The sequence below is a fragment of the Psychrobacillus sp. BM2 genome, assembly GCF_048572895.1.
Lineage (GTDB): Bacteria > Bacillota > Bacilli > Bacillales_A > Planococcaceae > Psychrobacillus.
Genome location: NZ_CP183878.1, coordinates 3,189,293 through 3,215,231, shown reverse-complemented (window position 1 = coordinate 3,215,231; position 25,939 = coordinate 3,189,293). Strand labels below are relative to the sequence as shown.

The 25,939-nt window shown below is 36.7% G+C and carries 25 protein-coding genes and 1 pseudogene; 19 read left to right on the top strand and 7 right to left on the bottom strand.

The window, feature by feature from the left end:
- The first annotated feature begins 2 nt into the window (after nucleotides 1-2).
- The 15 genes from ACN6MX_RS15840 (at nucleotide 3) to rlmD (ending at nucleotide 15,026) form a co-directional block, all read left to right on the top strand.
- A complete protein-coding gene (locus tag ACN6MX_RS15840; protein ID WP_419959801.1) occupies nucleotides 3-1,139 on the top strand; it encodes a CamS family sex pheromone protein in 1,137 nt (378 codons plus the stop codon).
- A gap of 80 nt (nucleotides 1,140-1,219) precedes the next feature.
- Entirely contained in the window at nucleotides 1,220-1,510 is a 291-nt protein-coding gene (gene gatC / locus ACN6MX_RS15835; RefSeq protein WP_419959800.1) for an Asp-tRNA(Asn)/Glu-tRNA(Gln) amidotransferase subunit GatC, read from the top strand.
- A 21-nt stretch (nucleotides 1,511-1,531) separates the two neighbouring features.
- The gene (gene gatA, locus ACN6MX_RS15830; RefSeq protein WP_419959799.1) at nucleotides 1,532-2,995 is read left to right on the top strand and encodes an Asp-tRNA(Asn)/Glu-tRNA(Gln) amidotransferase subunit GatA; all 1,464 of its coding nucleotides are present in this window, start codon (nucleotides 1,532-1,534) and stop codon (nucleotides 2,993-2,995) included.
- Between the two features lies 1 nt (nucleotide 2,996).
- Nucleotides 2,997-4,424 (top strand): Asp-tRNA(Asn)/Glu-tRNA(Gln) amidotransferase subunit GatB, encoded by a 1,428-nt coding sequence (gene gatB / locus ACN6MX_RS15825; protein WP_419959798.1) that lies wholly within the window; start codon nucleotides 2,997-2,999, stop codon nucleotides 4,422-4,424.
- A gap of 854 nt (nucleotides 4,425-5,278) precedes the next feature.
- Complete coding sequence (locus ACN6MX_RS15820) at nucleotides 5,279-5,908, top strand: Type 1 glutamine amidotransferase-like domain-containing protein (RefSeq protein WP_419959797.1); 630 nt, start codon at nucleotides 5,279-5,281, stop codon at nucleotides 5,906-5,908.
- A gap of 93 nt (nucleotides 5,909-6,001) precedes the next feature.
- On the top strand, nucleotides 6,002-6,535 hold the full coding sequence (locus tag ACN6MX_RS15815) for a sigma-70 family RNA polymerase sigma factor (RefSeq protein WP_419959796.1): 534 nt from the start codon (nucleotides 6,002-6,004) through the stop codon (nucleotides 6,533-6,535).
- Nucleotides 6,519-7,652 (top strand): hypothetical protein, encoded by a 1,134-nt coding sequence (locus ACN6MX_RS15810; protein WP_419959795.1) that lies wholly within the window; start codon nucleotides 6,519-6,521, stop codon nucleotides 7,650-7,652. Before ACN6MX_RS15815 ends, ACN6MX_RS15810 begins: the two co-directional genes overlap by 17 nt.
- An 82-nt stretch (nucleotides 7,653-7,734) precedes the next feature.
- Nucleotides 7,735-8,298, top strand: a complete 564-nt coding sequence (locus tag ACN6MX_RS15805; protein ID WP_419959794.1) for a thioredoxin family protein — start codon at nucleotides 7,735-7,737, stop codon at nucleotides 8,296-8,298.
- A gap of 126 nt (nucleotides 8,299-8,424) precedes the next feature.
- Nucleotides 8,425-9,336, top strand: coding sequence for a diacylglycerol kinase (locus ACN6MX_RS15800; protein WP_419959793.1), 912 nt, complete (start codon nucleotides 8,425-8,427; stop codon nucleotides 9,334-9,336).
- A gap of 223 nt (nucleotides 9,337-9,559) precedes the next feature.
- Complete coding sequence (locus ACN6MX_RS15795) at nucleotides 9,560-10,906, top strand: cytochrome ubiquinol oxidase subunit I (protein ID WP_419962645.1); 1,347 nt, start codon at nucleotides 9,560-9,562, stop codon at nucleotides 10,904-10,906.
- Nucleotides 10,903-11,931 (top strand): cytochrome d ubiquinol oxidase subunit II, encoded by a 1,029-nt coding sequence (locus ACN6MX_RS15790; RefSeq protein WP_419959792.1) that lies wholly within the window; start codon nucleotides 10,903-10,905, stop codon nucleotides 11,929-11,931. Before ACN6MX_RS15795 ends, ACN6MX_RS15790 begins: the two co-directional genes overlap by 4 nt.
- 12 nt (nucleotides 11,932-11,943) lie before the next feature.
- Nucleotides 11,944-12,048, top strand: coding sequence for a cytochrome bd oxidase small subunit CydS (gene cydS / locus ACN6MX_RS15785; RefSeq protein ID WP_419959791.1), 105 nt, complete (start codon nucleotides 11,944-11,946; stop codon nucleotides 12,046-12,048).
- A gap of 292 nt (nucleotides 12,049-12,340) precedes the next feature.
- Nucleotides 12,341-13,033 carry a YjjG family noncanonical pyrimidine nucleotidase gene (locus ACN6MX_RS15780; RefSeq protein ID WP_419959790.1) on the top strand — a complete coding sequence of 231 codons (693 nt, stop codon included), beginning with the start codon at nucleotides 12,341-12,343 and terminating at the stop codon, nucleotides 13,031-13,033.
- A 167-nt stretch (nucleotides 13,034-13,200) separates the two neighbouring features.
- Complete coding sequence (locus ACN6MX_RS15775) at nucleotides 13,201-13,524, top strand: YckD family protein (RefSeq protein ID WP_419959789.1); 324 nt, start codon at nucleotides 13,201-13,203, stop codon at nucleotides 13,522-13,524.
- A gap of 140 nt (nucleotides 13,525-13,664) precedes the next feature.
- Complete coding sequence (gene rlmD, locus ACN6MX_RS15770) at nucleotides 13,665-15,026, top strand: 23S rRNA (uracil(1939)-C(5))-methyltransferase RlmD (RefSeq protein ID WP_419959788.1); 1,362 nt, start codon at nucleotides 13,665-13,667, stop codon at nucleotides 15,024-15,026.
- A gap of 120 nt (nucleotides 15,027-15,146) precedes the next feature.
- Here the strand turns inward: rlmD and ACN6MX_RS15765 are convergent, their stop codons facing one another.
- From ACN6MX_RS15765 to ACN6MX_RS15745, 5 genes and pseudogenes are all read right to left on the bottom strand, one after another.
- Nucleotides 15,147-15,575 carry a MarR family winged helix-turn-helix transcriptional regulator gene (locus tag ACN6MX_RS15765; protein ID WP_419959787.1) on the bottom strand — a complete coding sequence of 143 codons (429 nt, stop codon included), beginning with the start codon at nucleotides 15,573-15,575 and terminating at the stop codon, nucleotides 15,147-15,149.
- A gap of 266 nt (nucleotides 15,576-15,841) precedes the next feature.
- Nucleotides 15,842-16,471, bottom strand: coding sequence for a nitroreductase family protein (locus ACN6MX_RS15760; RefSeq protein WP_419959786.1), 630 nt, complete (start codon nucleotides 16,469-16,471; stop codon nucleotides 15,842-15,844).
- A 336-nt stretch (nucleotides 16,472-16,807) separates the two neighbouring features.
- Nucleotides 16,808-16,924, bottom strand: a pseudogene (locus tag ACN6MX_RS15755) (zinc-binding dehydrogenase); the annotation flags it as partial.
- A 482-nt stretch (nucleotides 16,925-17,406) separates the two neighbouring features.
- Nucleotides 17,407-18,144: a M3 family metallopeptidase gene (locus ACN6MX_RS15750; protein WP_419959785.1), complete on the bottom strand. Its 738-nt coding sequence runs from the start codon at nucleotides 18,142-18,144 to the stop codon at nucleotides 17,407-17,409.
- Nucleotides 18,062-19,099, bottom strand: a complete 1,038-nt coding sequence (locus ACN6MX_RS15745) for a M3 family metallopeptidase (protein ID WP_419959784.1) — start codon at nucleotides 19,097-19,099, stop codon at nucleotides 18,062-18,064. Before ACN6MX_RS15745 ends, ACN6MX_RS15750 begins: the two co-directional genes overlap by 83 nt.
- Before the next feature lie 660 nt (nucleotides 19,100-19,759).
- On the opposite strand from ACN6MX_RS15745, the gene ACN6MX_RS15740 reads away from it, so the two are divergent.
- From ACN6MX_RS15740 to ACN6MX_RS15725, 4 genes are all read left to right on the top strand, one after another.
- Nucleotides 19,760-21,157 (top strand): alkaline phosphatase, encoded by a 1,398-nt coding sequence (locus ACN6MX_RS15740; RefSeq protein WP_419959783.1) that lies wholly within the window; start codon nucleotides 19,760-19,762, stop codon nucleotides 21,155-21,157.
- 73 nt (nucleotides 21,158-21,230) lie between these two features.
- Nucleotides 21,231-21,881, top strand: a complete 651-nt coding sequence (locus tag ACN6MX_RS15735; protein WP_419959782.1) for a DUF4352 domain-containing protein — start codon at nucleotides 21,231-21,233, stop codon at nucleotides 21,879-21,881.
- A 462-nt stretch (nucleotides 21,882-22,343) separates the two neighbouring features.
- On the top strand, nucleotides 22,344-22,853 hold the full coding sequence (locus tag ACN6MX_RS15730) for a YfiT family bacillithiol transferase (RefSeq protein WP_419959781.1): 510 nt from the start codon (nucleotides 22,344-22,346) through the stop codon (nucleotides 22,851-22,853).
- Nucleotides 22,854-23,316: 463 nt separating this feature from the next.
- Nucleotides 23,317-24,279 carry a tRNA dihydrouridine synthase gene (locus ACN6MX_RS15725; RefSeq protein WP_419962644.1) on the top strand — a complete coding sequence of 321 codons (963 nt, stop codon included), beginning with the start codon at nucleotides 23,317-23,319 and terminating at the stop codon, nucleotides 24,277-24,279.
- 264 nt (nucleotides 24,280-24,543) lie between these two features.
- Here ACN6MX_RS15725 and ACN6MX_RS15720 read toward each other — a convergent pair whose 3' ends face one another.
- Both ACN6MX_RS15720 and ACN6MX_RS15715 read right to left on the bottom strand, forming a co-directional pair.
- On the bottom strand, nucleotides 24,544-24,984 hold the full coding sequence (locus ACN6MX_RS15720; protein ID WP_419959780.1) for a YtoQ family protein: 441 nt from the start codon (nucleotides 24,982-24,984) through the stop codon (nucleotides 24,544-24,546).
- A 138-nt stretch (nucleotides 24,985-25,122) separates the two neighbouring features.
- Entirely contained in the window at nucleotides 25,123-25,803 is a 681-nt protein-coding gene (locus ACN6MX_RS15715; protein WP_419959779.1) for a phosphoribosylaminoimidazolesuccinocarboxamide synthase, read from the bottom strand.
- Between the last annotated feature and the right edge of the window lie 136 nt (nucleotides 25,804-25,939).

Here is a 25,939-nt window from a genome sequence, read left to right as displayed (position 1 = left end):
ACATGACCAAAAAATATATAGGCATGTTGACACTGGCTTTATTACTGACGGTCTCTGGTTGTGCTCCTTCTTTGGGTGACGAAACAGGGGTTATTCAAAATACAGAAGAAGAAGAGGCCAAAACAGTAATAATTCCGAGTTTGCAACTAGACGAAACATATTACCGAACATTATTACCTTATGAGGAAAGTGCAAGTAGGGGGCTAGTGTTATCTAATTTATCTACTAAATACGATATGAAGGAAGTGGAAAACGGACTTCTTCGTATTTCTCAAAATGAGTTCTCGCCTGATAAATATTTGTTCCAAGAAGGACAGTACTTAGATACAAGCACACTAAAGGATTGGCTAGCAAGAAGCAATCAAACAAAAACTGGATTGAATCCTAGTGATGAAGGATTAACAGGAGAAGCAAAAGCAAAAAATGCTCCTGTTTATATTTCACATATAGTTGAGCAAAATTATTTGGAAAAAACAGATAATGCAGTCAGTCTATCTGGTATTTCCATAGGGCTTGCCTTAAACTCCACGTATTACTATACAAAGGAACAATATGGAGCTACTTTCGAAGAGAAACTAACACAGGCTCAAATTGAAGAGAATGGTAAACGAATTGCGGAAGAAGTAGTTACCCGCTTACGCAAAATGGATGGTCTTGCGGATGTTCCAATTGTAGTAGGATTGTTTAAGCAAAATAGCCGAAACGCAGTAGTTCCGGGAACATATTTTACGTATAGTAAAGCACCAGCAGGGAAAAATGTTTCTGATTGGAAAGCTATTGATGAGGAGTATGTTCTATTTCCTACAACGCACTCTAAAGAAAAATATCGTGAGTTAGATAAAACTTTCCGCGATTTCAAACACGATATAGAGATGTATTTCTCTAATTACACGAGCATTATTGGGACAGGGTATTTCAAAGATAATCAACTACAAAAGTGGACAATCACTATTCCTATTCAGTTTTATGGAACTGCAGAGGTAATTGGATTTACACAGCATCTCGCGGGCTTAGTAAAAGAGTACTTTAATTCTTCGATGAATATTGAGGTACAAGTGAATTCATTGGATGGTGCAGAAGCATTACTTGTGAAAAAACCTGGTGATGAAGAGGCGTATGTGCATATATACTCCCAATAAGCTAGGGTTACACTCTGTTCAAGTAGAGTGAAAAATGATATGATATTCCTTATGGTTACCTGAATTCGGAGGTGTGATAAATGGCGGAATTAACAAAAGAAGAAGTCAAGCATGTTGCGCATCTTGCAAGACTTGCTATTACAGAAGAAGAAGCAGAAAAGTTTGCACTTCAACTAGGGGCAATTACGGAATTTGCTGAGCAATTAAAAGAATTGGATACAACAAATGTAGAACCTACTACACATGTCCTACCATTGGTAAATGTGCTAAGAGAAGATGTTGCTACTAAAGGGCTGGATCGTGAAACAATGATGTTAAATGTAAAAGAACAAGAAGCTGGTCAAGTAAAAGTACCATCAATTATGGATTAATAGATGTAAGGAGGGAAAATCATGACGTTATTTAATCGATCAGCGAAAGAACTACAAGCGCTTGTACATAGTAAAGAAGTTTCTTTAGTAGATTTGACAAACGAAGCTTTTGAACGTGTAGAAAAACTTGATGGCGAGGTAGAAGCCTTCTTAGCTTTAAATAAAGAAAAAGCACTAGAAACAGCTACAGAATTAGAAAAAACCCCTTTTGAAGAACGTGGGCCATTATTTGGTTTACCAATCGGAGTGAAGGATAATATCGTAACAGAAGGATTAGAAACGACTTGTGCAAGTAAAATTTTACAAGGATTCAATCCTATTTATGATGCAACGGTTGTGCAAAAGCTACGTGCAGCTGGAATGATTACAATCGGAAAGTTGAATATGGATGAATTTGCAATGGGGTCTTCCAATGAAAATTCAGCATATAAAACAACTAAAAACCCATGGTCATTGGACCGTGTTCCTGGAGGTTCTTCGGGTGCATCAGCAGCAGCGGTAGCAGCTGGGGAAGTACCCTTCTCATTAGGGTCAGATACAGGTGGATCTATTCGTCAACCAGCATCCTATTGTGGTGTTGTTGGTATGAAACCTACATACGGACGTGTTTCACGTTTCGGTTTAGTAGCGTTTGCATCCTCTTTAGATCAAATTGGACCGATTACTCGTAACGTAGAAGACAATGCATTACTTTTAGAAGCAATTTCTGGAGTTGATGCGAATGATTCTACTTCCGCGGATATTGAAGTTCCTAACTTTGCAGCTGCTTTAACTGGCGACATTAAAGGTCTTCGTATTGCTGTGCCTAAAGAATATTTAGGAGAAGGTGTAAGTGAAGCAGTTCGTGGGTCTATAATGGACGCGTTGAAAGTATTAGAAGCACAAGGAGCAACTTGGGAAGAGGTTTCATTACCACATTCTAAATACGCTTTAGCTACATATTATATTCTTTCATCTTCAGAGGCTTCTTCAAACCTTTCTCGTTTTGATGGAATACGTTATGGCTTCCGTGCTGAAAACGTTGAAAACCTATTGGATCTTTATAAAGAAACTCGTGCACAAGGATTTGGTGACGAAGTTAAACGTCGTATTATGCTTGGGACTTATTCGTTAAGCGCTGGAACATACGATGCTTACTACAAAAAAGCACAGCAAGTTCGTACACTTATCAAACAAGATTTCGATAAAGTGTTAGCGGATTATGATGTAATTGTTGGACCAACTGCACCAACTCCAGCATTCAAAATTGGAGAAAATGTAGAAGACCCATTGACGATGTATGCTAATGATATTTTAACAATTCCAATTAACCTTGCAGGTGTGCCAGCAATTTCTATCCCTTGTGGATTTGAAGATGGATTACCGCTAGGGTTACAAATTATCGGAAATTATTTTGATGAGTCAACAATTTATCGCGTAGCACATACTTACGAGCAAGCTACTGATTTCCATAAACAAACTCCTCAAATTTGGGAGGGAAAATAATATGAACTTTGAAACAGTTATTGGATTAGAAGTACATGTAGAGTTAAAAACTAATTCTAAAATCTTTTCATCAGCACCTAATCATTTTGGAGCTGAGCCAAACACAAATACAACAGTAATAGATCTAGGATACCCTGGAGTACTACCTGTACTGAATAAAAACGTAGTCGATTTCGCAATGCGTGCAGCACTTGCATTAAATATGGAAATCGAACAAAATACAAAATTTGACCGTAAAAACTATTTCTATCCAGATAATCCGAAAGCATATCAAATTTCACAATTTGATAAACCAATCGGAAAAAATGGTTGGGTTGAAATTGAAGTAAACGGCGAGAAAAAACGTATCGGAATTACTCGTCTTCATATGGAAGAAGATGCTGGGAAACTTTCACATGCGGATGGATATTCATTAGTTGACTTTAACCGTCAAGGAACTCCACTAGTAGAAATCGTTTCAGAGCCAGATATTCGTACACCTGAGGAAGCTTATGCTTACTTGGAAAAAGTAAAATCTATTATTCAATATACAGATGTTTCAGACTGTAAAATGGAAGAAGGTTCTTTACGCTGTGATGCGAATATTTCTATTCGTCCTTATGGTCAAGAAGAATTTGGTACAAAAACAGAGTTGAAAAACTTAAACTCGTTCAATTTCGTACGCAGAGGCTTAGAGCACGAAGAAATTCGTCAAGCTGAAGTATTATCTGCTGGTGGAATCATTGAACAAGAAACTCGTCGCTATGATGAGAAAACTGGTAAAACGATTCTTATGCGTGTTAAAGAAGGTACGGACGATTATCGTTATTTCCCAGAGCCAGATTTAGTGGATCTTGTAATTGATGATGCATGGTTAGAACGTGTACGCTCAGAAATTCCAGAGCTACCAGATGCTCGCAAACAACGTTATATTGAAGAGCTAGGCTTATCTCCATACGATGCTCACGTATTAACATTGTCTAAGGATATGGCTAACTTCTTTGAAGCAACTATTGCCGGTGGGGCAGACGTAAAACTATCTGCTAACTGGATGATGGGTGAGGTTTCTGCATATCTAAACGCAGACCAAAAAGAATTGAAGGATATAGAGCTAACTCCTGCTAACCTTTCTGGAATGATTAAACTGATTTCTGATGGTACCATCTCATCAAAAATTGCGAAAAAAGTATTTAAAGAGCTTGCTGACAACGGTGGAGATGCTGCAGAAGTCGTAAAAGCTAAAGGCTTAGTACAAATTTCTGACGAAGGCGCACTACGCGAAATCGTGACAGCAACACTTGATGCAAATCCACAATCTATCGAAGATTTCAAAAACGGGAAAGACCGCGCGATCGGCTTCCTAGTTGGACAAATCATGAAAGCAACAAAAGGCCAAGCAAATCCGCCTCTTGTTAACAAAATCTTGAACGAAGAAATCACTAAACGTTAATACTCAAGGATGCCCAATACAATCGGGCATCCTTTTTTGTATGACGTTCTCTTTTGAATAAGAGCGGTTCTCTCTCGGATAGCATGTGATTGCTCTCGTATAAGGGTGATTCTCTCTCGTATAGCATAGAAAATTCATGTGTCTCTCGTAAGGGGGTGAATCGCTCTCGTATAGCAGGAGATCGCTCTCGTATAAGATTGATTCTCTCTCGTATAGAGAGAAAATTCATGTGTCTCTCGTAAGGGGGTGAATCGCTCTCGGATAGCAGGAGATCGCTCTCGTATAAGATTGATTCTCTCTCGTATAGCTAGAAAATTCATCGTGTCTCTCGTAAGGGGGTGAATCGCTCTCGTATAGCAGGAGATTGCTCTCGTATAAGGGTGATTCTCTCTCGTATAGCATAGAAAATTCATGTGTCTCTCATAAGGGGGGGAATCGCTCTCGGATAGCAGGAGATTGCTCTCGTACAAGATTGATTCTCTCTCGTATAGCATAGAAAATTCATGTGTCTCTCGTAAATAGGTGAATCGCTCTCGTATAGTAGGAGATTACTCTCGTATAAGATTAATTCTCTCTCGTATTGCATAGAAAATTCATGTGTCTCTCGTAAGTAGGTGAATCGCTCTCGGATAGCAGGAGATCGCTCTCGTATAAGATTGATTCTCTCTCGTATAGCTAGAAAATTCATCGTGTCTCTCGTAAGGGGGTGAATCGCTCTCGTATAGCAGGAGATTGCTCTCGTATAAGATTGATTCTCTCTCGTTCATCTATATTCAAGAGATAGTATTTATTTCCATGTATGTTGATGCTATGATGAAAGAATATTTTAATTCATACGTAATGGGGGGAATATAGTGGAGCTATGTTTTATTGGTGGTGGGCATGTTTTAAAAGGTGAGTTGGATGATGTATTTGAAGAATTATCGAAGAAGATTAAACCAAGTGCAAATATTGTAGTAGTTCCTTTTGCGACGGAAGTTTCAAAATATGATGGCTGGATGGAAAGTCTAGAACAAATTTTCTCTAATTTTTCAAATGCTACACTTAAATTATTGCATGAAGACCTATCCAGAAGTGAAATGATATCTATGATAAATCATAGTGATGCTCTTTATTTGGTAGGTGGAAAACCGGAAAAACTACTTCAAATAATCGAAGAAAAAGAACTTGCTTCGAGTATTAGAAGCTATCCTGGGTTGTTAATTGGCTATAGTGCAGGAGCTCTGGCATTTTGCGAGGATTGTATTTTAACAAAAGACGATGACTACCCAGAGTCCTTAGTGATAAAAGGTTTAGGATTAGTAGACTTTAGTATGGAGGTACATTATAACGAAGCTTCTGATGAAGAATTATTTGCGCTTTCCACAGACCGTAGTATTTATGCTCTTCCTGATGGAAGTGCCATTTTTTACAAAGATGGGGAAATACATAAAACCGTGAATGACGTAATTTCATTCCAAGAAAAGAAAAAATCAATAGTATAAAAACGGCTGTCTTATTGACAGTCTTTTTTATTGCAAAATGAAACCACCATGGACCTAGCATTGTCTAACAGATAACAAGGAAGGAGGGGTAGTTTGGAGAAGCTTGAAAAGGACCAGTTGTTAATAAAAGCTATGGATGAATTTGGTCATTATCTCACGCGACTTGCTTATGCTTTTGTAAAGGATGAGGCAAGGGCGGAGGATATCATCCAGGAAGTATTTATACGCTATTACATAAACCTTGAAAAATTTGAAGGGCGTTCAAGTGTCAAAACATACTTATATCGCATCACCGTCAACGAGTGTCATAACTATTTTAAAAGCTGGGCTTACCGGAAAATGGAATTTTCTAATCTAGTGAATAATCTATTAACCAATAAGCAAACCACCGAAGAAGAGATATTACAAAAAGAACAAACTGAATATGTTGCAAAAAAAATAAATGAATTACCTAGTAAATATAAAGAGGTATTATGGCTTCATTATTATGCGGAGTTATCAGTTCTTGAAATAGGAGAAGTTTTACAATGTTCTCCAAACACGGTGAAGACAAGATTAGTGAGAGGTCGAAATGCGGCGCGTCTAACATTAAACGAGGAGGAGATTGAACATGCGAGAAGACATTAAACGTCATTTAGATGAGTCTATTCCAAGTCATATTACGTTAACGGAAGCGCAAAAAAATAAAATTATGCATGAAATACCCAAGCGGATGAAACAGAAAAAATTCAAGCTGCCATCAATACCTCTTATAATTAGTCTAGCAATTATATCCCTTTCTTTATTTTTGGTGATTCCGTATTTAGATGATGATCTCCAGCAACTCTATGATGAGAAGTTAGTTGATGTGACAATTCCTGAAGCTCCATACACTTCGTTAATAAGATCAATTTATGTGGACAATAGTAAAGAAATTATTTATACGGATTGGAATGGAATATACTCCTATTCGGTAGAAACAAAAAAAACAGAAATACTCGTTATTCCAAAGGAAGAATCTCGAATCCATTTGTTTGCTGTCAATGAAAACTGGGTAGCTTGGGAGGATATCACGAACAGTACATTAAATGTGCTAAATAGAAATAACAATGAAGTTAAAAAACAATCTAACATACATCTTAGTGATATACATCTCCAAGATGACACACTCCTAATTGGCTACATCGATAATTCTATAAGGTATAGAGCAATAGATCTACCCTCCATGAAACAGCGTGATCTTCATGACTTAACCGGTAATGGGAGTAGTAGCCTTGCAACTGTTCAAGACAACTTATTAGTAGTTCTAGAGGAAATAGAAATTGATGGTGAACAGCTCGTAAGATTTTATTTATACGATTATCATCAGAATATTTTGATTGGTGAATATGAAGTTCCTTACGAAATGGCAGCGTTTGTAACTCTTACGGACAATAAAATATTTGCCGAACTAATCAATGAGGATGAAAATTCGAAGTTAGGTTATATTGATTTAGAGGATGGAAAATTATACGAACTTAAGGCGCCATTATTTTCAGAATACGCGGTATATAAAGACTACGTAGCATTATCGGTTATTGTTAAAGAAAGCACTACGGTTAAATTATATCAAATAGAAGAAAATGAACTTAGAGAGCTTCCGGCATTCCAAAACATACGTGAACGACTTGTGCGACCTCGATTTACAGAAGATGGTACTCTAATAGTGAATGGAGAAGGAGCCAAGCGAACCATGTATTTGCAAGATATGGATATCACTCCATAATAAAGATTAAATAATCATGAGTCTTGCTTGTTTGAATATGAATTGAAAACGAAGTATACTTAGAAAAAAGGGGGCTACTCACTTGTCTACAGAACAACAGTATTTCGAAAATGCAAAACCACTAACTCAATATATGGATGATATGACTACGAAAAAAGAAGAGTCTTTCAGCATCTACGATAAATTTGATGTGCCAGTGGATGATGAATTCATTCAAGTATTAAAGGAAAAAACACCACATATACTAGTTATTACAGAGGACTGGTGTGGAGATGCAATGATGAACAATGCGATTTTACGTAAAATTGCAGAGGCTGCAAATGTAGAAGTTCGAGCTGTTTATCGCGATGAAAACTTAGATTTAATTGATCAGTATTTGACAAATGGCGGACGTTCAATTCCAGTTTATTTGTTGTTAAATAAAGACGGTGAAGTGATTTCTAAATGGGGTCCACGTGCAGAGAAAGTTCAACAGTTCGTTATGGATGGTAGAGCAAAATTTCCTGAAAAAGAAGACCCTACATTTGAGGAAATACAAAAAGAATTTTATGCACAAATGACCAATGAGTTTGTTAGTAATCAGGAATTTCATTTAGCTGTATATGAAGATATTCGTAATAATTGGTTACAAGCACTACAAAAATAAATTAGCAAAAACAAATCCTTAAAGGAGTCGGCAGAAGTCGACTCTTTTAATAGTGGCATGAAACTTTTGGTGATGTGATGAAGTCTATATGACAAGAAAGTATTGTGAAGCAGAAAGGAAATAAGTATGAAACGTGCAAGAATTATCTATAACCCAACTTCCGGAAGAGAGTTATTTAAAAAAAATCTGCCAGAAGTGTTGGAAAGCTTAGAAATCGCTGGTTATGAAACGTCCTGTCATGCTACCACAGCTGAAGGTGATGCTATAGAAGCAGCGAAGAAGGCGGTAGAAAATGGTTTTGATATCATTATTGCTTCTGGAGGAGACGGGACGCTTAATGAGGTAGTTGCAGGTGTAAGTGAATTTGAGAAACGTCCTAAAATTGGACTGATTCCAATGGGCACGACGAATGACTTTGCCAGAGCTGTTCATATTCCAAGAGACATAAAAAAAGCCGTGGAGATTATTATTAAAGGAGACACAATCCCTGTTGATGTGGGCTTGGTTAATAATCGCTATTTTATCAATATTGCAGGTGGCGGCCGAATAACGGAGCTTACATATGAAGTACCAAGCAAACTTAAAACAATGCTTGGACAGCTTGCCTATTATTTAAAAGGTATTGAAATGCTACCATCGATTAATGCAACAAAGGTTAGAATTGAATATGATGGTGAAGTATTTGAAGACGAAGTGATGATGTTCTTAGTTGGTTTAACGAATTCAGTTGGTGGATTTGAAAAGCTTGCTCCGAGTTCAAGTATTAACGACGGATTATTTTCTTTATTGATACTAAAAAAGTTAAACATTGCCGAGTTTATACGTGTTGCTTCTTTAGCGTTACGTGGAGAGCATTTGACCGATCCGCATGTTATTCATAAAAAAGCAAAACATATTAAAGTAACGTCTGATGATAAAGTTCTCCTTAACTTGGATGGAGAATACGGCGGGACTATCCCAGCAACATTCCAAAATTTATATAGACATATAGAGGTCTTTGTTCCAATCGATGAAATTCGAGAAGAGGACAGACCGTAAGTAAGAGCTCAGCATTTTATATGTTGGGCTTTTTTTGTATTTCTTGGAAAAGCCTTATAGAATAAAGTTCAATATTTATATTTTTGGGTAATATGATGATAAAGGGGTGGAGTACATGTATAAGAAACAAGAAAAGTATTTAATGTGGCTTGCTTTTGTCGTGGCAGGAATCATGATGCTATCAATTGTGGGTAGAATATTTGGTAAATAGGAAGGGGGAAGAATAATGAACGAAGAATCCGTATTTTTTAGTCGCGTACTAACCGAATTGACCTTATCGTTTCATATTATTTACGCAACTATTGGTGTTGGTGTTCCTTTAATGATTATGATTGCCCAGTGGGTAGGTATTAAAAAGAATGATGAACATTACATATTACTGGCGCGTAGGTGGGCAAGAGGATTCGTAATTACTGTAGCTGTAGGAGTAGTGACTGGGACGGCGATTGGTATGCAGCTTTCTTTACTGTGGCCGAATTTTATGGAGCTAGCAGGGAATATTATTGCACTTCCGTTATTTATGGAGACATTTGCCTTCTTTTTTGAAGCTATTTTTCTAGGGATTTACTTATACACCTGGGATCGATTTGAGAACCAAAAGAAACATCTCCTATTACTTATTCCAGTGGCAATTGGGGCATCATTTTCTGCCGTTTTTATCACAATCGTAAATGCGTTTATGAATGCACCACAAGGGTTTGATGTTTTAAATGGGGAGTTAGTGAATATTAGCCCACTACTTGCAATGTTCAATCCTGCCATGCCTACAAAGGTGGCACATGTGGTGGTGACAGCGTATATGACCTCCGCATTTGTGTTAGCAGCAATTGCAGCTTTCCGCTTGCTGAAAGGATCTAATCATATTTATCATAAAAAAGCATTATTCTTAACGATGAAGGTTGGATTAATATTCTCGATAGCAACAGCCATTATTGGAGATTTCTCTGGAAAATATTTAGCGGAATATCAGCCTGAAAAACTAGCGGCAGCTGAATGGCATTTTGAGACGGAGGAAAATGCACCACTTATTTTATATGGGATTTTAGATGATGGAGAAGTAAAGTATGCGATAGAAATTCCATTTGCTTTAAGTATTTTAGCGCATTTCAACCCGACAGCAGAAGTAATTGGTTTAGATCAGTTCCCAGAGGATGAAACACCGCCATTATATATTCATTATCTATTCGATACGATGGTGACCATTGGTATGTTTATGGTGGCACTTTCGGGATTATACTGGCTTGGTAAAAAGCTAAAATGGACCTTTGTCGACTCTAAGTGGTATCGCTTGCTCATCGTTTTAGGGGGACCAGCATCGATACTCGCGATTGAAGCTGGATGGTGGCTTGCAGAAGTCGGAAGACAACCGTGGATTCTCAGAGGCATAATGCGGGTGGAAGATGCTGCAACGAGCAGTACGCATGTGGATTTAATGCTAATCTTATTTGCAGGTCTTTATCTGGTACTTGGTGTCGGAAGTATCGTAGTATTAACTCGTATGTTTAGAAAAAATCCGGTTGAACAGGAAATAGAAGATCGACATGCAGAAAAGGGTGGTGATATTTTATGACATTAGAAATCATCGGAATTTTTGTATTGTGGACGTTTCTCTTCGGCTATTTGATCGTAGCATCCATTGACTTTGGCGCTGGATTTTTTAACGCTTACAGTTTGCTCACAGGTAAACAACGAATACTAACAAATATTATACAGCGTTATTTGTCACCAGTTTGGGAAGTAACTAATGTGTTTCTTGTATTTTTCTTTGTGGGTATTATCGGGTTTTTCCCAAAAACCGCTTTTTATTATGGTACGACCTTACTAGTACCCGCTAGTATCGCGTTAATATTACTGGCGATTCGTGGTTCTTACTATGCGTTTGAAACGTATGGCTCTAGAGGTCATAAGGGATATTCATTTATGTACGGTCTTGCTGGTTTATTTATACCAGCTGCCCTGTCTATCGTATTGACCATTTCAGAAGGCGGCTTCGTCCATATGATCAATGGATCACCGGCACTCGATTATGAGGCGCTATTTACAAGTCCACTCACTTGGGCGATTGTTGTGTTAAGTCTTACTTCTGTTCTGTACATTTCATCCGTATTCTTAACCTGGTATGCCAATAAAGCTGGAGATTTAGACGCAACTAGGCTGATGAGAAAGTATGCGCTCATTTGGGCACTTCCAACCATTATAACAGCAGGTGGGATTATGGTTGAGCTCCGTTCACATAATCCGGAGCATTATGAAAACATGCTTGAGATTTGGTGGGCATTTGCATTATCGCTATTGCTTTTTATCGGAACAGTATGGTTACTTTGGTCGAAAAGAAGCTACGGATTGGCATTTGTGCTACTAGGAGGACAATTCCTCATAGCATTCTTTGCTTACGGTTTTGCACATCGACCATATTTACTGTATCCACACTTAACGATATATGACAGCTTTACAAATGAAGCGATGGCTATTGCTCTAATTATCGCTTTTATAGCTGGGCTTGCCCTGTTAATCCCATCACTGTATTTATTACTAAGATTATTTTTATTCAATAAAGACTATGTACGTGGAAAAAAAGAAGATAATCATGCATAAGGAGGAGCTAATATGACTGAGTTTATGATATTTTATGCACCATTCATTGTATTAATCTGCTCCATTATCGTAGCCTTTTGGGCTGCTTCTAAAGACGGAGCAGTGAAGGACGAATAAAAGCAAACGACCTCAATCAAGTAGATTGGGGTCATTTTTTGTCTTAACACTAAGATAGGATAGCCCTTAAAAAGCTTAAAATAGCCCAAAGATATCGAAAATAGCCCATAAATCCCAAAATGCCCCATAAAACCTGCAATAAAGCCCTTAAATGTATCATAATAGCCCATAATGTATGGAATATAGTCCATTAGATCTTTATCAGAATCTCTTTACGTCATTTAAATAACTGGATAGCAATAAAGAGGCGTTAATCTGCTACAATTAGAGAAGCAAGAAAGGGGCAATTTTGATGAAATATGATGTGTTGCTATTTGATTTGGATGATACTTTACTCGACTTTGGAATGACTGAGCATAATGCGTTCCGTCTTTTATTTGAAGAGTATGGACTTCCAAATGGTTTAAATGATTATCACGATAGCTATAGAACGATTAGTAAAGTTTTATGGGATGACTTAGAGCATGGGCGCACATCTTTAGCAGAGCTAAAGGTAGAACGTTTTAAACGATTATTTACAGAACATGCGTTAGACATAGATCCAGTAATATTCGGACAGAAGTACATAGAAAATTTAGGGAAAGAAGTACATATGATTTCAGGCGTGGAAGAAATGTTCGCCAGCATGAAGGATTTTCGAATTGCACTCCTTACGAATGGATTTAAAGATGCACAGCATGCAAGGGTAAATGGATCGGCATTAAAGAATTTATTTGAAATCATTATAACTTCAGAAGAAACAGGATTCCAAAAACCACAAAAAGAAATCTTTGCATATGCATTGGAAAAGCTTCAAATTTCCGAGCCATCGCGTGTATTAATGATTGGTGATTCACTTACGTCCGACATCCAAGGTGGGAATAATTTTGGAATAGATACATGCTGGTTTAATCCACATAGAAAGTTAAATCATGCTGATATCCAGCCTACATTTGAAATTCATTCGTGGGATCAGTTAGCGAAAATTGTAAGCACTCCATATTAAAAGTGGAACAATAAACACTGGACCTCGAAATGAGGTTCTTTTTTTGTATATTTTTATTCTTCTCATAGGATTTATCCGCATCCAGAATCTATACAGTTTTTCGAAAAAAGGATAATTGCAGTCAAATAGCACACGATAAAACAAAACAAGGAAAGGAGGAAATGTGAATGAGCAAATATTGGCTTAGTGTAATGACAGCGATTGTAATGACTGTTGGGTTGATGGGACTGTCAATGGAGGCAAAAGCTGATATGCCAACAGACGTTAAACTAACGACGCAGCAGCAAGAAGAGATGAAGTCTTTACAACAAGATGCCCTTAACCAAAAGAAAGAAATCATCAACAAATATGTTGAGTATGGTGTATTTTCTCAAGAAAAAGGACAAAAAATAATTACTCATTTAGAGGAACGTTACAAAAAAATGGAGCAGAATGGATTCGCTCCAATTTCTCATGATGACTATAGAAAACATCGAAGCAAAGATTCTTAATCCTACTAGAAGGACAATTAAGGAAAAAGCTTTTAAATAGAGAAGAACTGAAAAATAATTGATAATGCGTATGGGTCAGCAGACTTGTACGCATTCTTTTTGGTATAATGAATCAATCATACCTAGAACGGAGATTAACATTGAATACACCAGTACAAAAAAATGATCAGTTAACAGTCCATATTGAAGATTTAACCCATGACGGAGCAGGAGTCGCAAAGGTCGACGGATACCCTTTGTTTATAGCAGGAGGTTTACCGAACGAAACTGTGGAAGTTCATGTTCTAAAAACATTAAAAAATTATGGTTTTGCCAAATTAAAGAACATCGTGGAGCCGTCGCCATTTCGTGTAGAAGCACCATGCCCAGTATTTTACGAATGTGGAGGCTGTCAGCTTCAACATATGACGTATGAAGGGCAACTCGCATGGAAAGAAAGTATGGTTCGCAATGTCATGAAACGCATAGGGAAAATAGATGCGCCAGTACTTCCTGTGAAAGGCATGGACAAGCCCTGGGAATATCGCAATAAATCTCAAATTCCATTCGATTTAGAAAATGGCCAAGTTATCGCAGGATTCTACCAATCTAAATCTCATCGTATTGCAGATACGAATACGTGTTTAATACAAACAGATGAAGCGGATAGATTATTAAGAGCAGTAAAAGAAAATGCTTTGGCGTTAGATTTAATCCCATACAATGAAGAAACGAAAAAGGGACAGCTACGTCACTTAGTTGTACGAAAAGGAAGAGCCACAGGAGAAGTGATGGTTGTACTTGTAACGAAGCATGCAAAACTATCGAAGCAAGAAGAAATTATTCAGTTTATCCGTGAAGTAGAGCCAAATGTGAAATCGATTGTTCATAATGTAAACAATCGAAACACAAATGTGATATTTGGAAATGAAACAAATGTCATCTGGGGGAAACAGGTGATAGAGGATTTAATCGGAGACGTACGTTTTGAAATTTCCGCTCGTTCCTTCTACCAAGTAAATCCTGAACAAACAGAGGTTTTATACAAACAAGCACTGGATTATGCACAACTAACAGGTGATGAAACAGTGATCGATGCTTATTGTGGAATCGGTACGATTTCATTATTTTTAGCGCAAAAAGCAAAACAGGTGCTCGGTGTAGAAATCGTTCCACAAGCGATCGAAGATGCAAAACGAAATGCAGAGCTTAATGGGTTTACTAACACTTACTTTGAAGCAGGACCTGCGGAAGAAGTTATTCCTAAATGGTACAAAGAAGGAAAACAGGCAGATGTCTTAGTAGTCGATCCACCACGAAAAGGCTGCGATGAGGCACTATTAACAACAATCATTGAACAACGTCCAAAGCGTGTCGTTTATGTATCCTGTAACCCAGCAACGCTTGCTCGTGATTTGAGAATATTAGAAGACGGCGGTTATAAAACAAAAGAGGTTCAACCCGTAGATATGTTCCCGCAATCGACGCATTGCGAAGCGGTCGCTTGGTTGGAATTAGTATAATAAATGAGAAATAGCTGTGTCAATAATCCAAGTTTGAGTGGATTTTGGCACAGCTTTTCTTTTGTACTACTATACTTAGTCTGTTTTAATACAACAGATTTTCACAATAAAGAGCAAGAATTAAAGCTTCTCTACATTGCGATTTAAGCGCGTGAGAAATTGCCTGAGTTGCTGTAAATCGCTATCTGAAAAATCATCATAGAGATCATTCATAAATTGATCTTTAAACATTGTACAACCCTCTAATAATTCTCGTCCTTTGTCTGAAATCGTTACAAGTACTTCACGATTGTTTTTTTCATTACGTTTGCGTTCGACATATTGCTGTTCTTCAAGCAACTTTAAATGTCGCGTAATTGCCGATTGATCGATAGCTAAGGATTGTTGTAGTACCTTTTGTGAAACACTACCCTTTTTAATTAAAGAAGCTAAAATTTCATATCTAGTCAAACTAACTTCTGTTCTTTTTTCAAAAACTTGCGTTACGTGCCGGTCTAATCTTTTCAACATCATAATCATTTGTTTTTTATCATCCAAACAAACTTCCATACTATTCCTCCTCACATTGATTGCTTTTCGTTATGCACGCATTAAAAATTGGGTTCGAATTCGGCACTTATTATAGAAGATTTTTAGGTGTTTCATAATGTACGCCAGATGCTCTATGTGACATTGAGCAGATGGACGCTATGTCTAAACCTATATAATAGCATTTTCGTTTATTAGGAGAAAGGATAACAAAAATCAAATTTACATGAATTAAGAGCTGAAAAATGCTTCAGACAGGTCAAGAACTTGTTTTTTGAATGCTTTATTTAGCTAGAAAAGCGAATAATTTGTTCAAATGGTAAACGTGATGAATTACGTGCTGGCATAGCAGCTTTACCGATAGCGATTAAAACCATTGGTATCTCATTTGCAGGTAGCTCGTATTTTTGAGCGAAAGCTGCTTTATCAAAGCCGCCCATAATTACAGTGTCGTAACCCATATCCTTCGATAAAAGTACGATTTGCATAGTAATTAAACCAGCATCTAAATGTGCAATATTTGTCCGTTGTTCATTGGATAAACCGCTATACGTAGATTCCGAGTTGGCGATCATCATATCAGCAATATCGCGTGGCATATAGCCTAGCTCAACATTTAAATCATTTATTTGTTTAGCGTTTTTATGCATTTCGTTGTCGCCTAATACAGCAATAATCGCTGATGATGTTTCAATTTGTGCCTGATTAAAACCAGCAATACGTAATTCTTTCTTTTGTTCTTGATCATCAATAACAAGGAAGCGCCAAGGCTGTAAGTTACTTGATGATGGAGCTGATGTAGCTTGTTTTAAAATATGCTCGATTGTTTCGCGAGGAATCGTAAAGCCAGACTCATACTTACGTACGGAGCTACGTTCCTCCATTAATTGTTCTAAAGCTGTTTTTTGTTGTAACATATTTTCCACCCTTTTTTTATTGAAATATAAATCTATGGTCATTATAGTTGATTAATCAATAATTGACAAGTCATGTGTTTAGTTGAGATTTTTAATAGAGAATGATTAAAAAATAGTGAAGGTATTTTGATTCGATTGTTTATGCATAGATTAAGGAATAGGGAAACATCTCATTTTATATGTGCCACTTACAGCATGCAACACATTGCGAAGCTGTCGCTTGGTTGGAATTGGTTTAATAGTGAAATAAAAAGCAGACGGTTTAGAAGTGCTGGCATCGCACATCTAATTTGCCATCTGCTTTTTATTTATGGATGGAGCAAGGTAATCACCCCGTTATAAAGTAATCTCCACTTTACCTTGAGCGTGACCTTCCTGAAAATATTTGAATGCTTCCATTATTTCACTTAACTTAAAACGTTTATCAATTATTGGTTTTACTTTTCCGAATTCGAGTAACTCTTTACATCAGTTAAGCCTTTTTGATCTGCTCTTTGTAACAGGCTACTTATTTTCTTGCCTCCAGTCATTGAATTAAAAGGTCCAAGAAATAAGTATTGATAAAGTTGAGACTCAGAACCTCCTACGTGAACAAAATGCCCATTTGGTTTTAGTACACGTTTATAAGTGGAAATGGAATTAGAAGCATTTAAAGAAGGGTTTGCCTTTCAAAAGAACTAAGTTGCCAAAGTTTAAAGATGCTGAATGAACATTTACCAATACTTGATTCTCGGTAGGAAAAGGTTTTTTTATCTCTTTTAATTCAAGTACATCGGGTGAACCATATTTATCACAAACTATCGCCTTCATAAAAATCCCCTCGAACATCATCCTTTGACTATTAACCAAAGCGCACAATATCACTTGTTGTACCTGTATGCGTGGAAAAATTCCAGTTGTCCTCAACAAAGATCTGTCCCTGTGCTCCAACTTCGTTAATGGATGTCTTGTATGACTTTTTCTAGGAATTCACCCATTCGTTTAACGACGGGCTCTGAAAAATCAAAACTGACCCCAGTTTCTTTATATATAGCTGCGATGGATTGATTGTAGTCCGCACTTGCACCTTTTTTAAAGGATTCGACAGCTAACTCTGGGTCTTTCTGATAATTCTCAAGTAATTGAAGAGCCCCCAGCATCGAGATGGAGTATTCAATAGTATAGAAAGGATATTGAATATAATGAAGGGTGCCTACCCAGCTCATTCCAATTTCCTCCTCAAGCCCAGAAGTATCGACAGGGTTTAAGCCATAACGTTTTGAGATTTCAAAGAATTTTTCATCACGCTCTTTGGCGGTGTGTTTAGGATTCGTATACATCCAATGCTGGAAGAGATCCCCTGATAATGGTCCGAATAGCATTGTAAAAGCCCTTCTCAGCTCCTCACGCTGTGCGCTCTTAAATTCTTCTTCTGAGTAAAACAGATTTAGTTTATCCAATAAGAGCAATTCCATCCCATGGGAATACAGTTCAGCGATTTCCGCTCGCCCTTGGTATTCTTCAAGAGGACCCTGCTCTGAAAACTGGAGATATCCATTCACCGCATGACCCATTTCATGAATTAATGCGATAAGAGAGAAAAAGGATGGACTAATGTTTGCAAAAACAAAGGTATTTCCTGAAACAGGTAAGTCGGTACAGAAACCACCTGGGATTTCCTTTTCGATCTCCAAGATCGAGTAATCCATGCTCTCTCATGTAATCGAAACGGTCTGCGAAATATGGGTCGGTTTTCCCTAACATCTCACGAACGCCATCCATAAGAGTGGCCACCTCGGTGTATGGTGGGTTTTTCAAGAGTTTAGCGGTGTTATCCCAGGGGCGATAAGTATCGACACATAGCTTAGACTTAAAAACATCTGCAAGTCTGTTCCAAGCAGGGATAATATGTTTTTCTACATTTTCATGAAAATCATAACAATCCTGAACACTATACTCACGATTTTTGGCCACCAATATATAATCACGATAATTTTCAAAGCCTGCATTTAATGCAATTTGATGGCGTAGTTGAACGAGCTCATCCATGATGGCATCCATATCGGGCTTAATTTGACGATAGGCTGACCTAATTAAGAGATAAGCTTTTTCTCGCACGGCTCTGTCTAAATGATCAAGTTGGGATTCGACAAACGGAAAAGGCTTTTCCTCCCCCTCCCATTCAACTGTTAGCCCTCCCATAATTTCACTATACTTCGTAGAGAGTTCTTGTTCTTTTACCATTAATGGAATGTTTTCTTCTCTGAACAATTTAACTTTGGACTCGCGAACGCGACGCATTAAACCGTAACGGTTTTCATCTAATTGATTGAAATATGGAGAATCACAGAATTTCTCATTCAGTTTTGCCTCATGTTTCATTAAAAGTGGTTGGATGACTTGCTGATCGTGAAGAAACGTTGACTTGATGTCAGCATCCTCTGTGTTTCGGTAGAAGTCGACTTGGTGACCTGTCATCGCCTCCGTAATCTTAATCATTAAATCCTTTTCATACTTTAACCACTTTTCTAGGTCAGAAATGGATTCAATCGGAACTTCAAGTAAACTTCGAAATTGAGCCTCGACACCTTCTACATCTTGTAAATCAATTAATTCTTTATAATAATTATGACCTATATCTTGCGTCATGGATAAATCACCTTCCCTATTAGAATATTTTTAATAAACTCAATATTAATAATATGTTTTTCATAGTTATCAAATCCAGCTTTTTCAAAAGAATTAACAATTAATTTTTTAATGGAAGAAATAAAGGGATAAAGCTTTATATAAAACGAGTGTAAACTCACCAAACACGCCATGTGTTGCCACATATACTCGGGCCATTGTGAAGCGGTGCTTGGTTGGAGAAAAAATAAGAAATATTGAATGGTGTAATTAAGCTGTTTTTATGGTTTTTTTTGTTAGGAATCGAGATTGGCTATACAAGAATCGAATTCAGCAAAATCTTACCTATTAGCAAATGAAGATAATTTTCTGGCATAACTATAAAAAATAAATGCCAAATGTAAAGAAAAAGTTACAATGTAAATTTATTATAAATTTCCCTTATGTTATAAAGCGAACTTAAGAACTGGGTTATTAGTACTGGTTTTCAAGGAAATACGAATTTTATTTCAATAGAGAAACTTTAGACCTAAACATTTTCTAATAAAAAAGTATGAGGACACTCAAAAAATACCCATATATTAGCAGTTTGAACCTTTACAAAAAAAATATCTTGCCGTTTTATATCCTTAAAACTATTAAATTATATTAAACTAGTATGCTAACTAAGGAGGAAACATAATGTTAAGAAAAAATTTAAAAAAGAAAATATTACCTTTTGCAGTTGTCTCTACTCTAGCACTAACTAGTTTTTCGGGGGTTATTTCTACAGCTGAAGCAAAAGGAAATGTCCAAAACAGTCAACACGGTCAAAATAATGGTAAAGCAAAAAACATTATTTTCTTAATCGGAGATGGAATGGGTCCTTCTTATACTTCGGCTTATCGCTATTTAAAAGATAACCCTAAAACAAAATTTGTTGAACGTACTGCATTTGATGATTACTTAGTAGGGCAACAAATGACATATCCGGAAGATCCAGCACAAAACATTACAGATTCTGCTTCTGCAGCAACAGCGATGTCTGCTGGTATCAAAACATATAATAACGCAATCGGTGTGGATAACGATGAATCGGAAGTAAAAACGGTTTTAGAAGCAGCTAAAGAAAAAGGGAAAGCTACAGGTCTCGTTGCAACTTCTGAAATTACACATGCAACACCAGCATCATTTGGTTCACATGACATTAGTCGAAAAAATATGAATGCAATTGCAGATGATTATTATGACGAATTAATCAATGGAAAACATAAAATAGATGTTCTTCTAGGTGGAGGTACAGATCTTTTTGAACGTAAAGATCGCAATCTTACAAAAGAATTTAAAAAAGATGGCTACAGCTATATCACAAATCGCGACGAGCTACTAAAAGATAAAAATCAGCAAGTACTTGGACTATTCGCTCCAAGAGGTTTAGATAAAATGATTGATCGTACCAATGAACAACCATCATTAGCAGAAATGACAACAGCTGCAATTGATCGCTTAAAACAAGACAAAGATGGATTTTTCCTTATGATTGAAGGTAGTCAAATAGACTGGGCAGGTCATGATAATGACATCGTTGGTGCGATGAGTGAAATGGAAGACTTTGAAAAAGCATTCCAAGCTGCCATTGATTTTGCGAAAAAAGACAAGAATACTCTAGTTGTTGCAACAGCTGACCACTCTACAGGTGGATTTTCAATAGGTGCGGATGGAATCTATAACTGGTTTGGTGAGCCTCTAAAAGCAGCTAAACATACACCTGATTTTATTGCTAATCAAATTGTAAATGGTGCAAAAGTTGAAGATGCATTGAAACAATATATTGGCCTTGATTTAACAAATGAAGAGATCCAGGCTGTTAAAGTGGCAGCTACAACAAAAAATCTAACAGAAATAGACAATGCAATTGAGGACATCTTTAATAAGCGTTCTCATACTGGTTGGACAACTGGTGGACATACTGGTGAAGACGTACCAGTGTATGCCTTCGGACCATCAAGTAATCAATTTGCAGGCCAACTAGAAAATACTGATCATGCGAAAATTATTTTCGATCTTTTAAAAACAAAAGTTAAGATTAATGATAAATAATCTGTATTGACAAAGTTCCTATTGTTAAATATTTAGCAATAGGAACCTTTTATACATTTTTGATGGGAGATTTATGATGAAACGAGCAATATATCTAATAGTATTAATACCTTTTCTTTTAATTGGTTGTGCAAATAATCAGGATGAACAACAGGTTACCACTGAAGTAAATTCTATTTCTACCAACGAAACTCCAAGTTATTATCAAGGTTATCTCGATAATCCCCAAGTAACCAATGATCAATCTCTGCAAGAAGTAGGAACAACTATTCGAGATGTAAAGGGTGAAGTTACATTAAACGATATAAATAAAGAGAGTCAAACTGTCAAAATTGGAGCAATTGAATTGACGATAAGAGAAGCAAAAGCTCTTCATTTTAAACCAGATTATGGCTTAATCGATTTTTTTCATAGCTACACTCACGATCAAGAGTTTGATTTTGTAAAAGTATTCGTAGAAATAAAAAACACTTCAAATCAAAACTTAAAATTTGCTCCTATTTCATTAGTTCATACAAGTGCTGGAGAGCAAAAGACTTGGGAAGATGATATTTACTTAGAAGAATTAAATGGAGAAATTCCAGCAAATGAAACAAAAAAAGGGAATTTAGGTTTCATTATTGAAAAATCTAAGATTGACTCATTTGAAATTACAACAAGTGATGTTTTTAATGAGCAAGATAAAACACTAGATGATGCCGAAAAGTTAAAAATCAAATTCTAATAGCACTCTTGTGTTGCCACTTGCACTCCGCACATTGTGAAGCGGTTGCTTGGCTGGAATTGTAATTGTCTAACTAAAATAAACATATCTCAATAATAATAAACATTTTCGATTCAGACCCGGTATTCGTGAAAATAACATTTCCGATTTCCTGGTCTTTTTCATGCCTATCCCTTTAAAAAGGTCATTTTTGTATCAATAATCGCCAAAAAGGGGGTTCTGACCGAAATATTTTAACTCGGAAGGAAGAATGCGGGTTTGAGGTAGGGGTTGTTGGAAGAGTTTATGTTGGTTATTCAATAAAAGAGAAATATATTAAGGGTGCATGAATTATTCCTAGTGTATTCAGTTACCTAATATTTATAAGCTTTTCAACATTTATAGTCTTTAGTTGAGGTTTACAACAACTAAGCAGATTGGTATATTAAGTGTTAATACAGAATAGGGAAAAGGGGTTTGAAAATGGATGTAAAATACCCAATTGGAGAATTACAAGTTCCTGAAAAAGTAACATTAGAAAATATCCAAGAATGGTTAAAGGAAATTGAAACTTATACGATTCGACTTAGAGAAACTGTCGACTCATTAAGTGATGAGGAATTAAGAAAGACTTATCGTGAAGGTGCCTGGACAGTTCGCGGGCTTGTTCATCACATTGCAGATTCGCAGTTGAATATGTATCAGCGTTTGAAGCTAGCTTTAACAGATGACAATCCAACAGTACCAGCTTTTAACGAAGAAAAGTGGGCTGTTCTACCAGACACAAAGCTCCCTGTAGAAAGTTCTATTAAGATGTTAGAAGGTTTAAATAAGCGTATTGTATCTTTAGGACACAGTTTAACTGAAGAGCAATTAGAACGAGCATTTACTCACCAAACAAACGGTAAAATAACAGTGGCAACAAAAGTTGCAAAATTAGCTTGGCACCAAGAGCATCACTTAGCTCATATTAAAATTGCCTTATCAAAATGATACGATATGTATTGAAGTCAACTAAATATTTGATGAAATATAAAAGCAGACGGTTTAGAAGTGCTATAATGCACCTCTATTTGACCGTCTGCTTTACTTGTGAATTTCCAAGTAGAAAACATGTTAGAAGATAAATTAAAAAAGCTAGGTTATACTATAATAATGACTTGAATAAGTCAATTTCATAATTACCTATTTAATTTTAAAATACGAATGTTTACTTTATATCGTAATTCTTTATTCGTTTTTAAAAAGTTGATCCTGTGGATTGGAGCGGCAGGTGGCGACTCCAGCGGGAACAGCACGAGCGAGAGACTATAGGCTTGAGCCGTGCCCGCGGAAATCGTCAGCCTAAAGCGGAAATCAACATTGTTGGGATTTCACTATTTAATATGCTTGAATGAAATTAACTTATATATTTAACTCACCGATTACACCATGATGAGAGGAATTGAATTTGAATATGAAAGAGAATTTTTGGCGTGATTTACCACGACCATTTTTTGTACTTGCACCAATGGAAGATGTGACGGATGTTGTTTTTCGTCATGTCGTCAGTAAAGCAGGTAAACCGGATGTGTTTTTTACAGAGTTTACAAACTCAGATAGCTATTGTCATCCTGAGGGACAGAAAAGTGTACGTGGGCGTTTGATATTTACAGAAGACGAACAGCCAATGGTTGCACATATATGGGGAGATAAGCCCGAATATTTCCGTCAAATGAGTATTGGTATGGCAGAACTAGGCTTTAAAGGTGTAGATATTAATATGGGTTGTCCTGTACCGAATGTAGCAACTAGAGGTAAGGGAAGCGGTCTTATCCTGCGCCCAGAAGTAGCAGCAGATATAATACAAGCAGCAAAAGCGGGAGGATTGCCTGTCAGTGTGAAAACAAGGATTGGTTACACGGATATAGAGGAGTTGCAGGACTGGTTAACGCATATATTCAAACAAGACATTGCCAATCTGTCTATTCATCTGCGTACTCGAAAGGAAATGAGCCAGGTAGATGCGCACTGGGAGCTAATTCCGGAGATAAAAAAATTACGCGATAGTATCGCACCGAATACTCTATTAACTATTAACGGTGACATTCCTGACCGTGAAACTGGCCAGAAGCTCGCCCGTAAGTATGGTGTTGATGGGGTTATGATTGGACGAGGTATTTTTAAAAATCCTTTTGCTTTCGAAAAAGAGCCGAAAGAGCATAGTACTACGGAATATCTTGATCTTCTAAGATTGCAACTAGATCTTCAAGATCAATATGCAGCAGATTTGCCACGTTCCATCACAGCACTGCATCGCTTCTTCAAAATATATGTCAAAGGATTCCGAGGAGCTGGTGAATTAAGAAATCAATTGATGAACACAAAGTCAACTGATGAAGTGCGTTCATTGCTCGATAGCTTTGAACAAGAAAATTGATTGATGGGGAAAACAGTAGAATGATAAAAAACAGTGAGTTAAGATCAAACTCACTGTTTTTATTTATCTTCATTCAGCAGAAGAATTCCACCTCTATAGGTAGGTTAGATGAATGCAGTTTTGTATACTGTTCAGCGGGTGTTCAAACGCCCGCTGAACGAAGATAAAGCCTCCGGCGGATGTCACAGATTTTGAAAGGAGTCAATCGAGCAAGCTCGATTCAAAATCTGGACGCAATTATGCCGAGGCATAATTGATTAAATATCAATCAAAAATATAACTGATGACATCTATTGCTTGATCAACGGTTTCTACAGTTACATTTGCCTTGTTCGAAAGCTCTTTTAATGGGTGAATTAATGATTCAGGTCTAATAATAATAGTCGGTTTGTTCATGGCAATTGCCGTGCTGGCGTCCATTGCTGTATTCCATTGTTTATACTTTTCTCCGAATAAGGCTATGACGACATCAGCTTTCTTCATTAAGACCTGTGTCCGAAAATTATTAATATCTGATGCAGCATCATCTTTATAAAGGTTAGATGGTTGTTTTCCTTGAATTTCTTCGCCGATATTGTCTGAACGATCATGAGTTGTTTGTGGTCCTACAAATTCGAGAGGAAGATTTTTTGCCTTTGCTTTTTGTGCAACTTCATCTCTCCAATCATCATGAATCTGACCTGCTAAATAAACAATAAGTTTCATTCTAATTCCTCCAATACTATTTGACTCTAATCATATAGTATCTAAACTAAGGAAGTTTTTAAAGTGAACACCAAAAAGGACATAACATATTAGTTATATAAAATATGTTATGTCCTAGACTTTGTGTTTTTAGGATGCTTATAAGAACAGTTTTTCTAATTCTAATGGTTCGATATATTTTCCATCTTTATAAGCACGCATGTTACCACCAGAGATTTCATCAATCAGAACAATTTGTTTATCTTTATCTGTACGTCCGAATTCAAATTTAATATCATATAACTCAATATCTTTTTTCAAAAGTTCTTCTTTAACGACGTTTCCGATTTGTTGTGTCAATACTTTTAATACTTTATATTCATCTTTAGTTAAGACATCTAGCATATCTAAAGCATCTTCACTAATTGGAGGGTCTTCGTGTTCATCGTCTTTAAGTGTCACTTCGACGAAAGCATCTAATGGTTGTCCCTCTTCAGCGTATAATCCGTATCTACGTAAAAAGCTTCCTACTGCACGATATCGGCAAATGACTTCAAGCCCTTTTCCGAAAACTTCAGCAGGCTTTACAATCATTGTTGCCATTTCGATATCAGCATCAATATAATGAGTTGGGATTCCTATTTCTTTTAATACTTCAAAAAAGTATTTTGTAAGCTTTAATCCTGAACGTCCAGCACCCTCGATCTTCAACCCTACCGAATTGGCACCTGGATCAAATACACCGTCAACACCCGTAACATCATCTTTAAATTGTAAAAGGTAGTTGCCATCCTCTAATTCATATACATCTTTTGTTTTTCCTGTATAAATATGCTTCATGTCAGGTCTCCTTTATGATTTTAGCCATCGTATGGAAATTCAAGCATTATAGCTATATTAAATCAAAAAAATATAGTTGTTCAAGGAATCTATCGAAGATTCATATAAATGCCAACTATTGTACTTTAATAATACA

Bases quoted from the DNA above. Each gene is read 5' to 3' on its own strand.
- ACN6MX_RS15840 (WP_419959801.1), top strand. From the start codon at position 3: ATGACCAAAAAATATATAGGCATGTTGACACTGGCTTTATTACTGACG.
- gatC (WP_419959800.1), top strand. From the start codon at position 1,220: ATGGCGGAATTAACAAAAGAAGAAGTCAAGCATGTTGCGCATCTTGCA.
- gatA (WP_419959799.1), top strand. From the start codon at position 1,532: ATGACGTTATTTAATCGATCAGCGAAAGAACTACAAGCGCTTGTACAT.
- gatB (WP_419959798.1), top strand. From the start codon at position 2,997: ATGAACTTTGAAACAGTTATTGGATTAGAAGTACATGTAGAGTTAAAA.
- ACN6MX_RS15810 (WP_419959795.1), top strand. From the start codon at position 6,519: ATGCGAGAAGACATTAAACGTCATTTAGATGAGTCTATTCCAAGTCAT.
- ACN6MX_RS15800 (WP_419959793.1), top strand. From the start codon at position 8,425: ATGAAACGTGCAAGAATTATCTATAACCCAACTTCCGGAAGAGAGTTA.
- ACN6MX_RS15790 (WP_419959792.1), top strand. From the start codon at position 10,903: ATGACATTAGAAATCATCGGAATTTTTGTATTGTGGACGTTTCTCTTC.
- cydS (WP_419959791.1), top strand. From the start codon at position 11,944: ATGACTGAGTTTATGATATTTTATGCACCATTCATTGTATTAATCTGC.
- ACN6MX_RS15780 (WP_419959790.1), top strand. From the start codon at position 12,341: ATGAAATATGATGTGTTGCTATTTGATTTGGATGATACTTTACTCGAC.
- ACN6MX_RS15775 (WP_419959789.1), top strand. From the start codon at position 13,201: ATGAGCAAATATTGGCTTAGTGTAATGACAGCGATTGTAATGACTGTT.
- ACN6MX_RS15765 (WP_419959787.1), bottom strand. From the start codon at position 15,575: ATGGAAGTTTGTTTGGATGATAAAAAACAAATGATTATGATGTTGAAA.
- ACN6MX_RS15760 (WP_419959786.1), bottom strand. From the start codon at position 16,471: ATGTTACAACAAAAAACAGCTTTAGAACAATTAATGGAGGAACGTAGC.
- ACN6MX_RS15745 (WP_419959784.1), bottom strand. From the start codon at position 19,099: ATGACGCAAGATATAGGTCATAATTATTATAAAGAATTAATTGATTTA.
- ACN6MX_RS15740 (WP_419959783.1), top strand. From the start codon at position 19,760: ATGTTAAGAAAAAATTTAAAAAAGAAAATATTACCTTTTGCAGTTGTC.
- ACN6MX_RS15735 (WP_419959782.1), top strand. From the start codon at position 21,231: ATGATGAAACGAGCAATATATCTAATAGTATTAATACCTTTTCTTTTA.
- ACN6MX_RS15730 (WP_419959781.1), top strand. From the start codon at position 22,344: ATGGATGTAAAATACCCAATTGGAGAATTACAAGTTCCTGAAAAAGTA.
- ACN6MX_RS15725 (WP_419962644.1), top strand. From the start codon at position 23,317: ATGAAAGAGAATTTTTGGCGTGATTTACCACGACCATTTTTTGTACTT.
- ACN6MX_RS15720 (WP_419959780.1), bottom strand. From the start codon at position 24,984: ATGAAACTTATTGTTTATTTAGCAGGTCAGATTCATGATGATTGGAGA.
- ACN6MX_RS15715 (WP_419959779.1), bottom strand. From the start codon at position 25,803: ATGAAGCATATTTATACAGGAAAAACAAAAGATGTATATGAATTAGAG.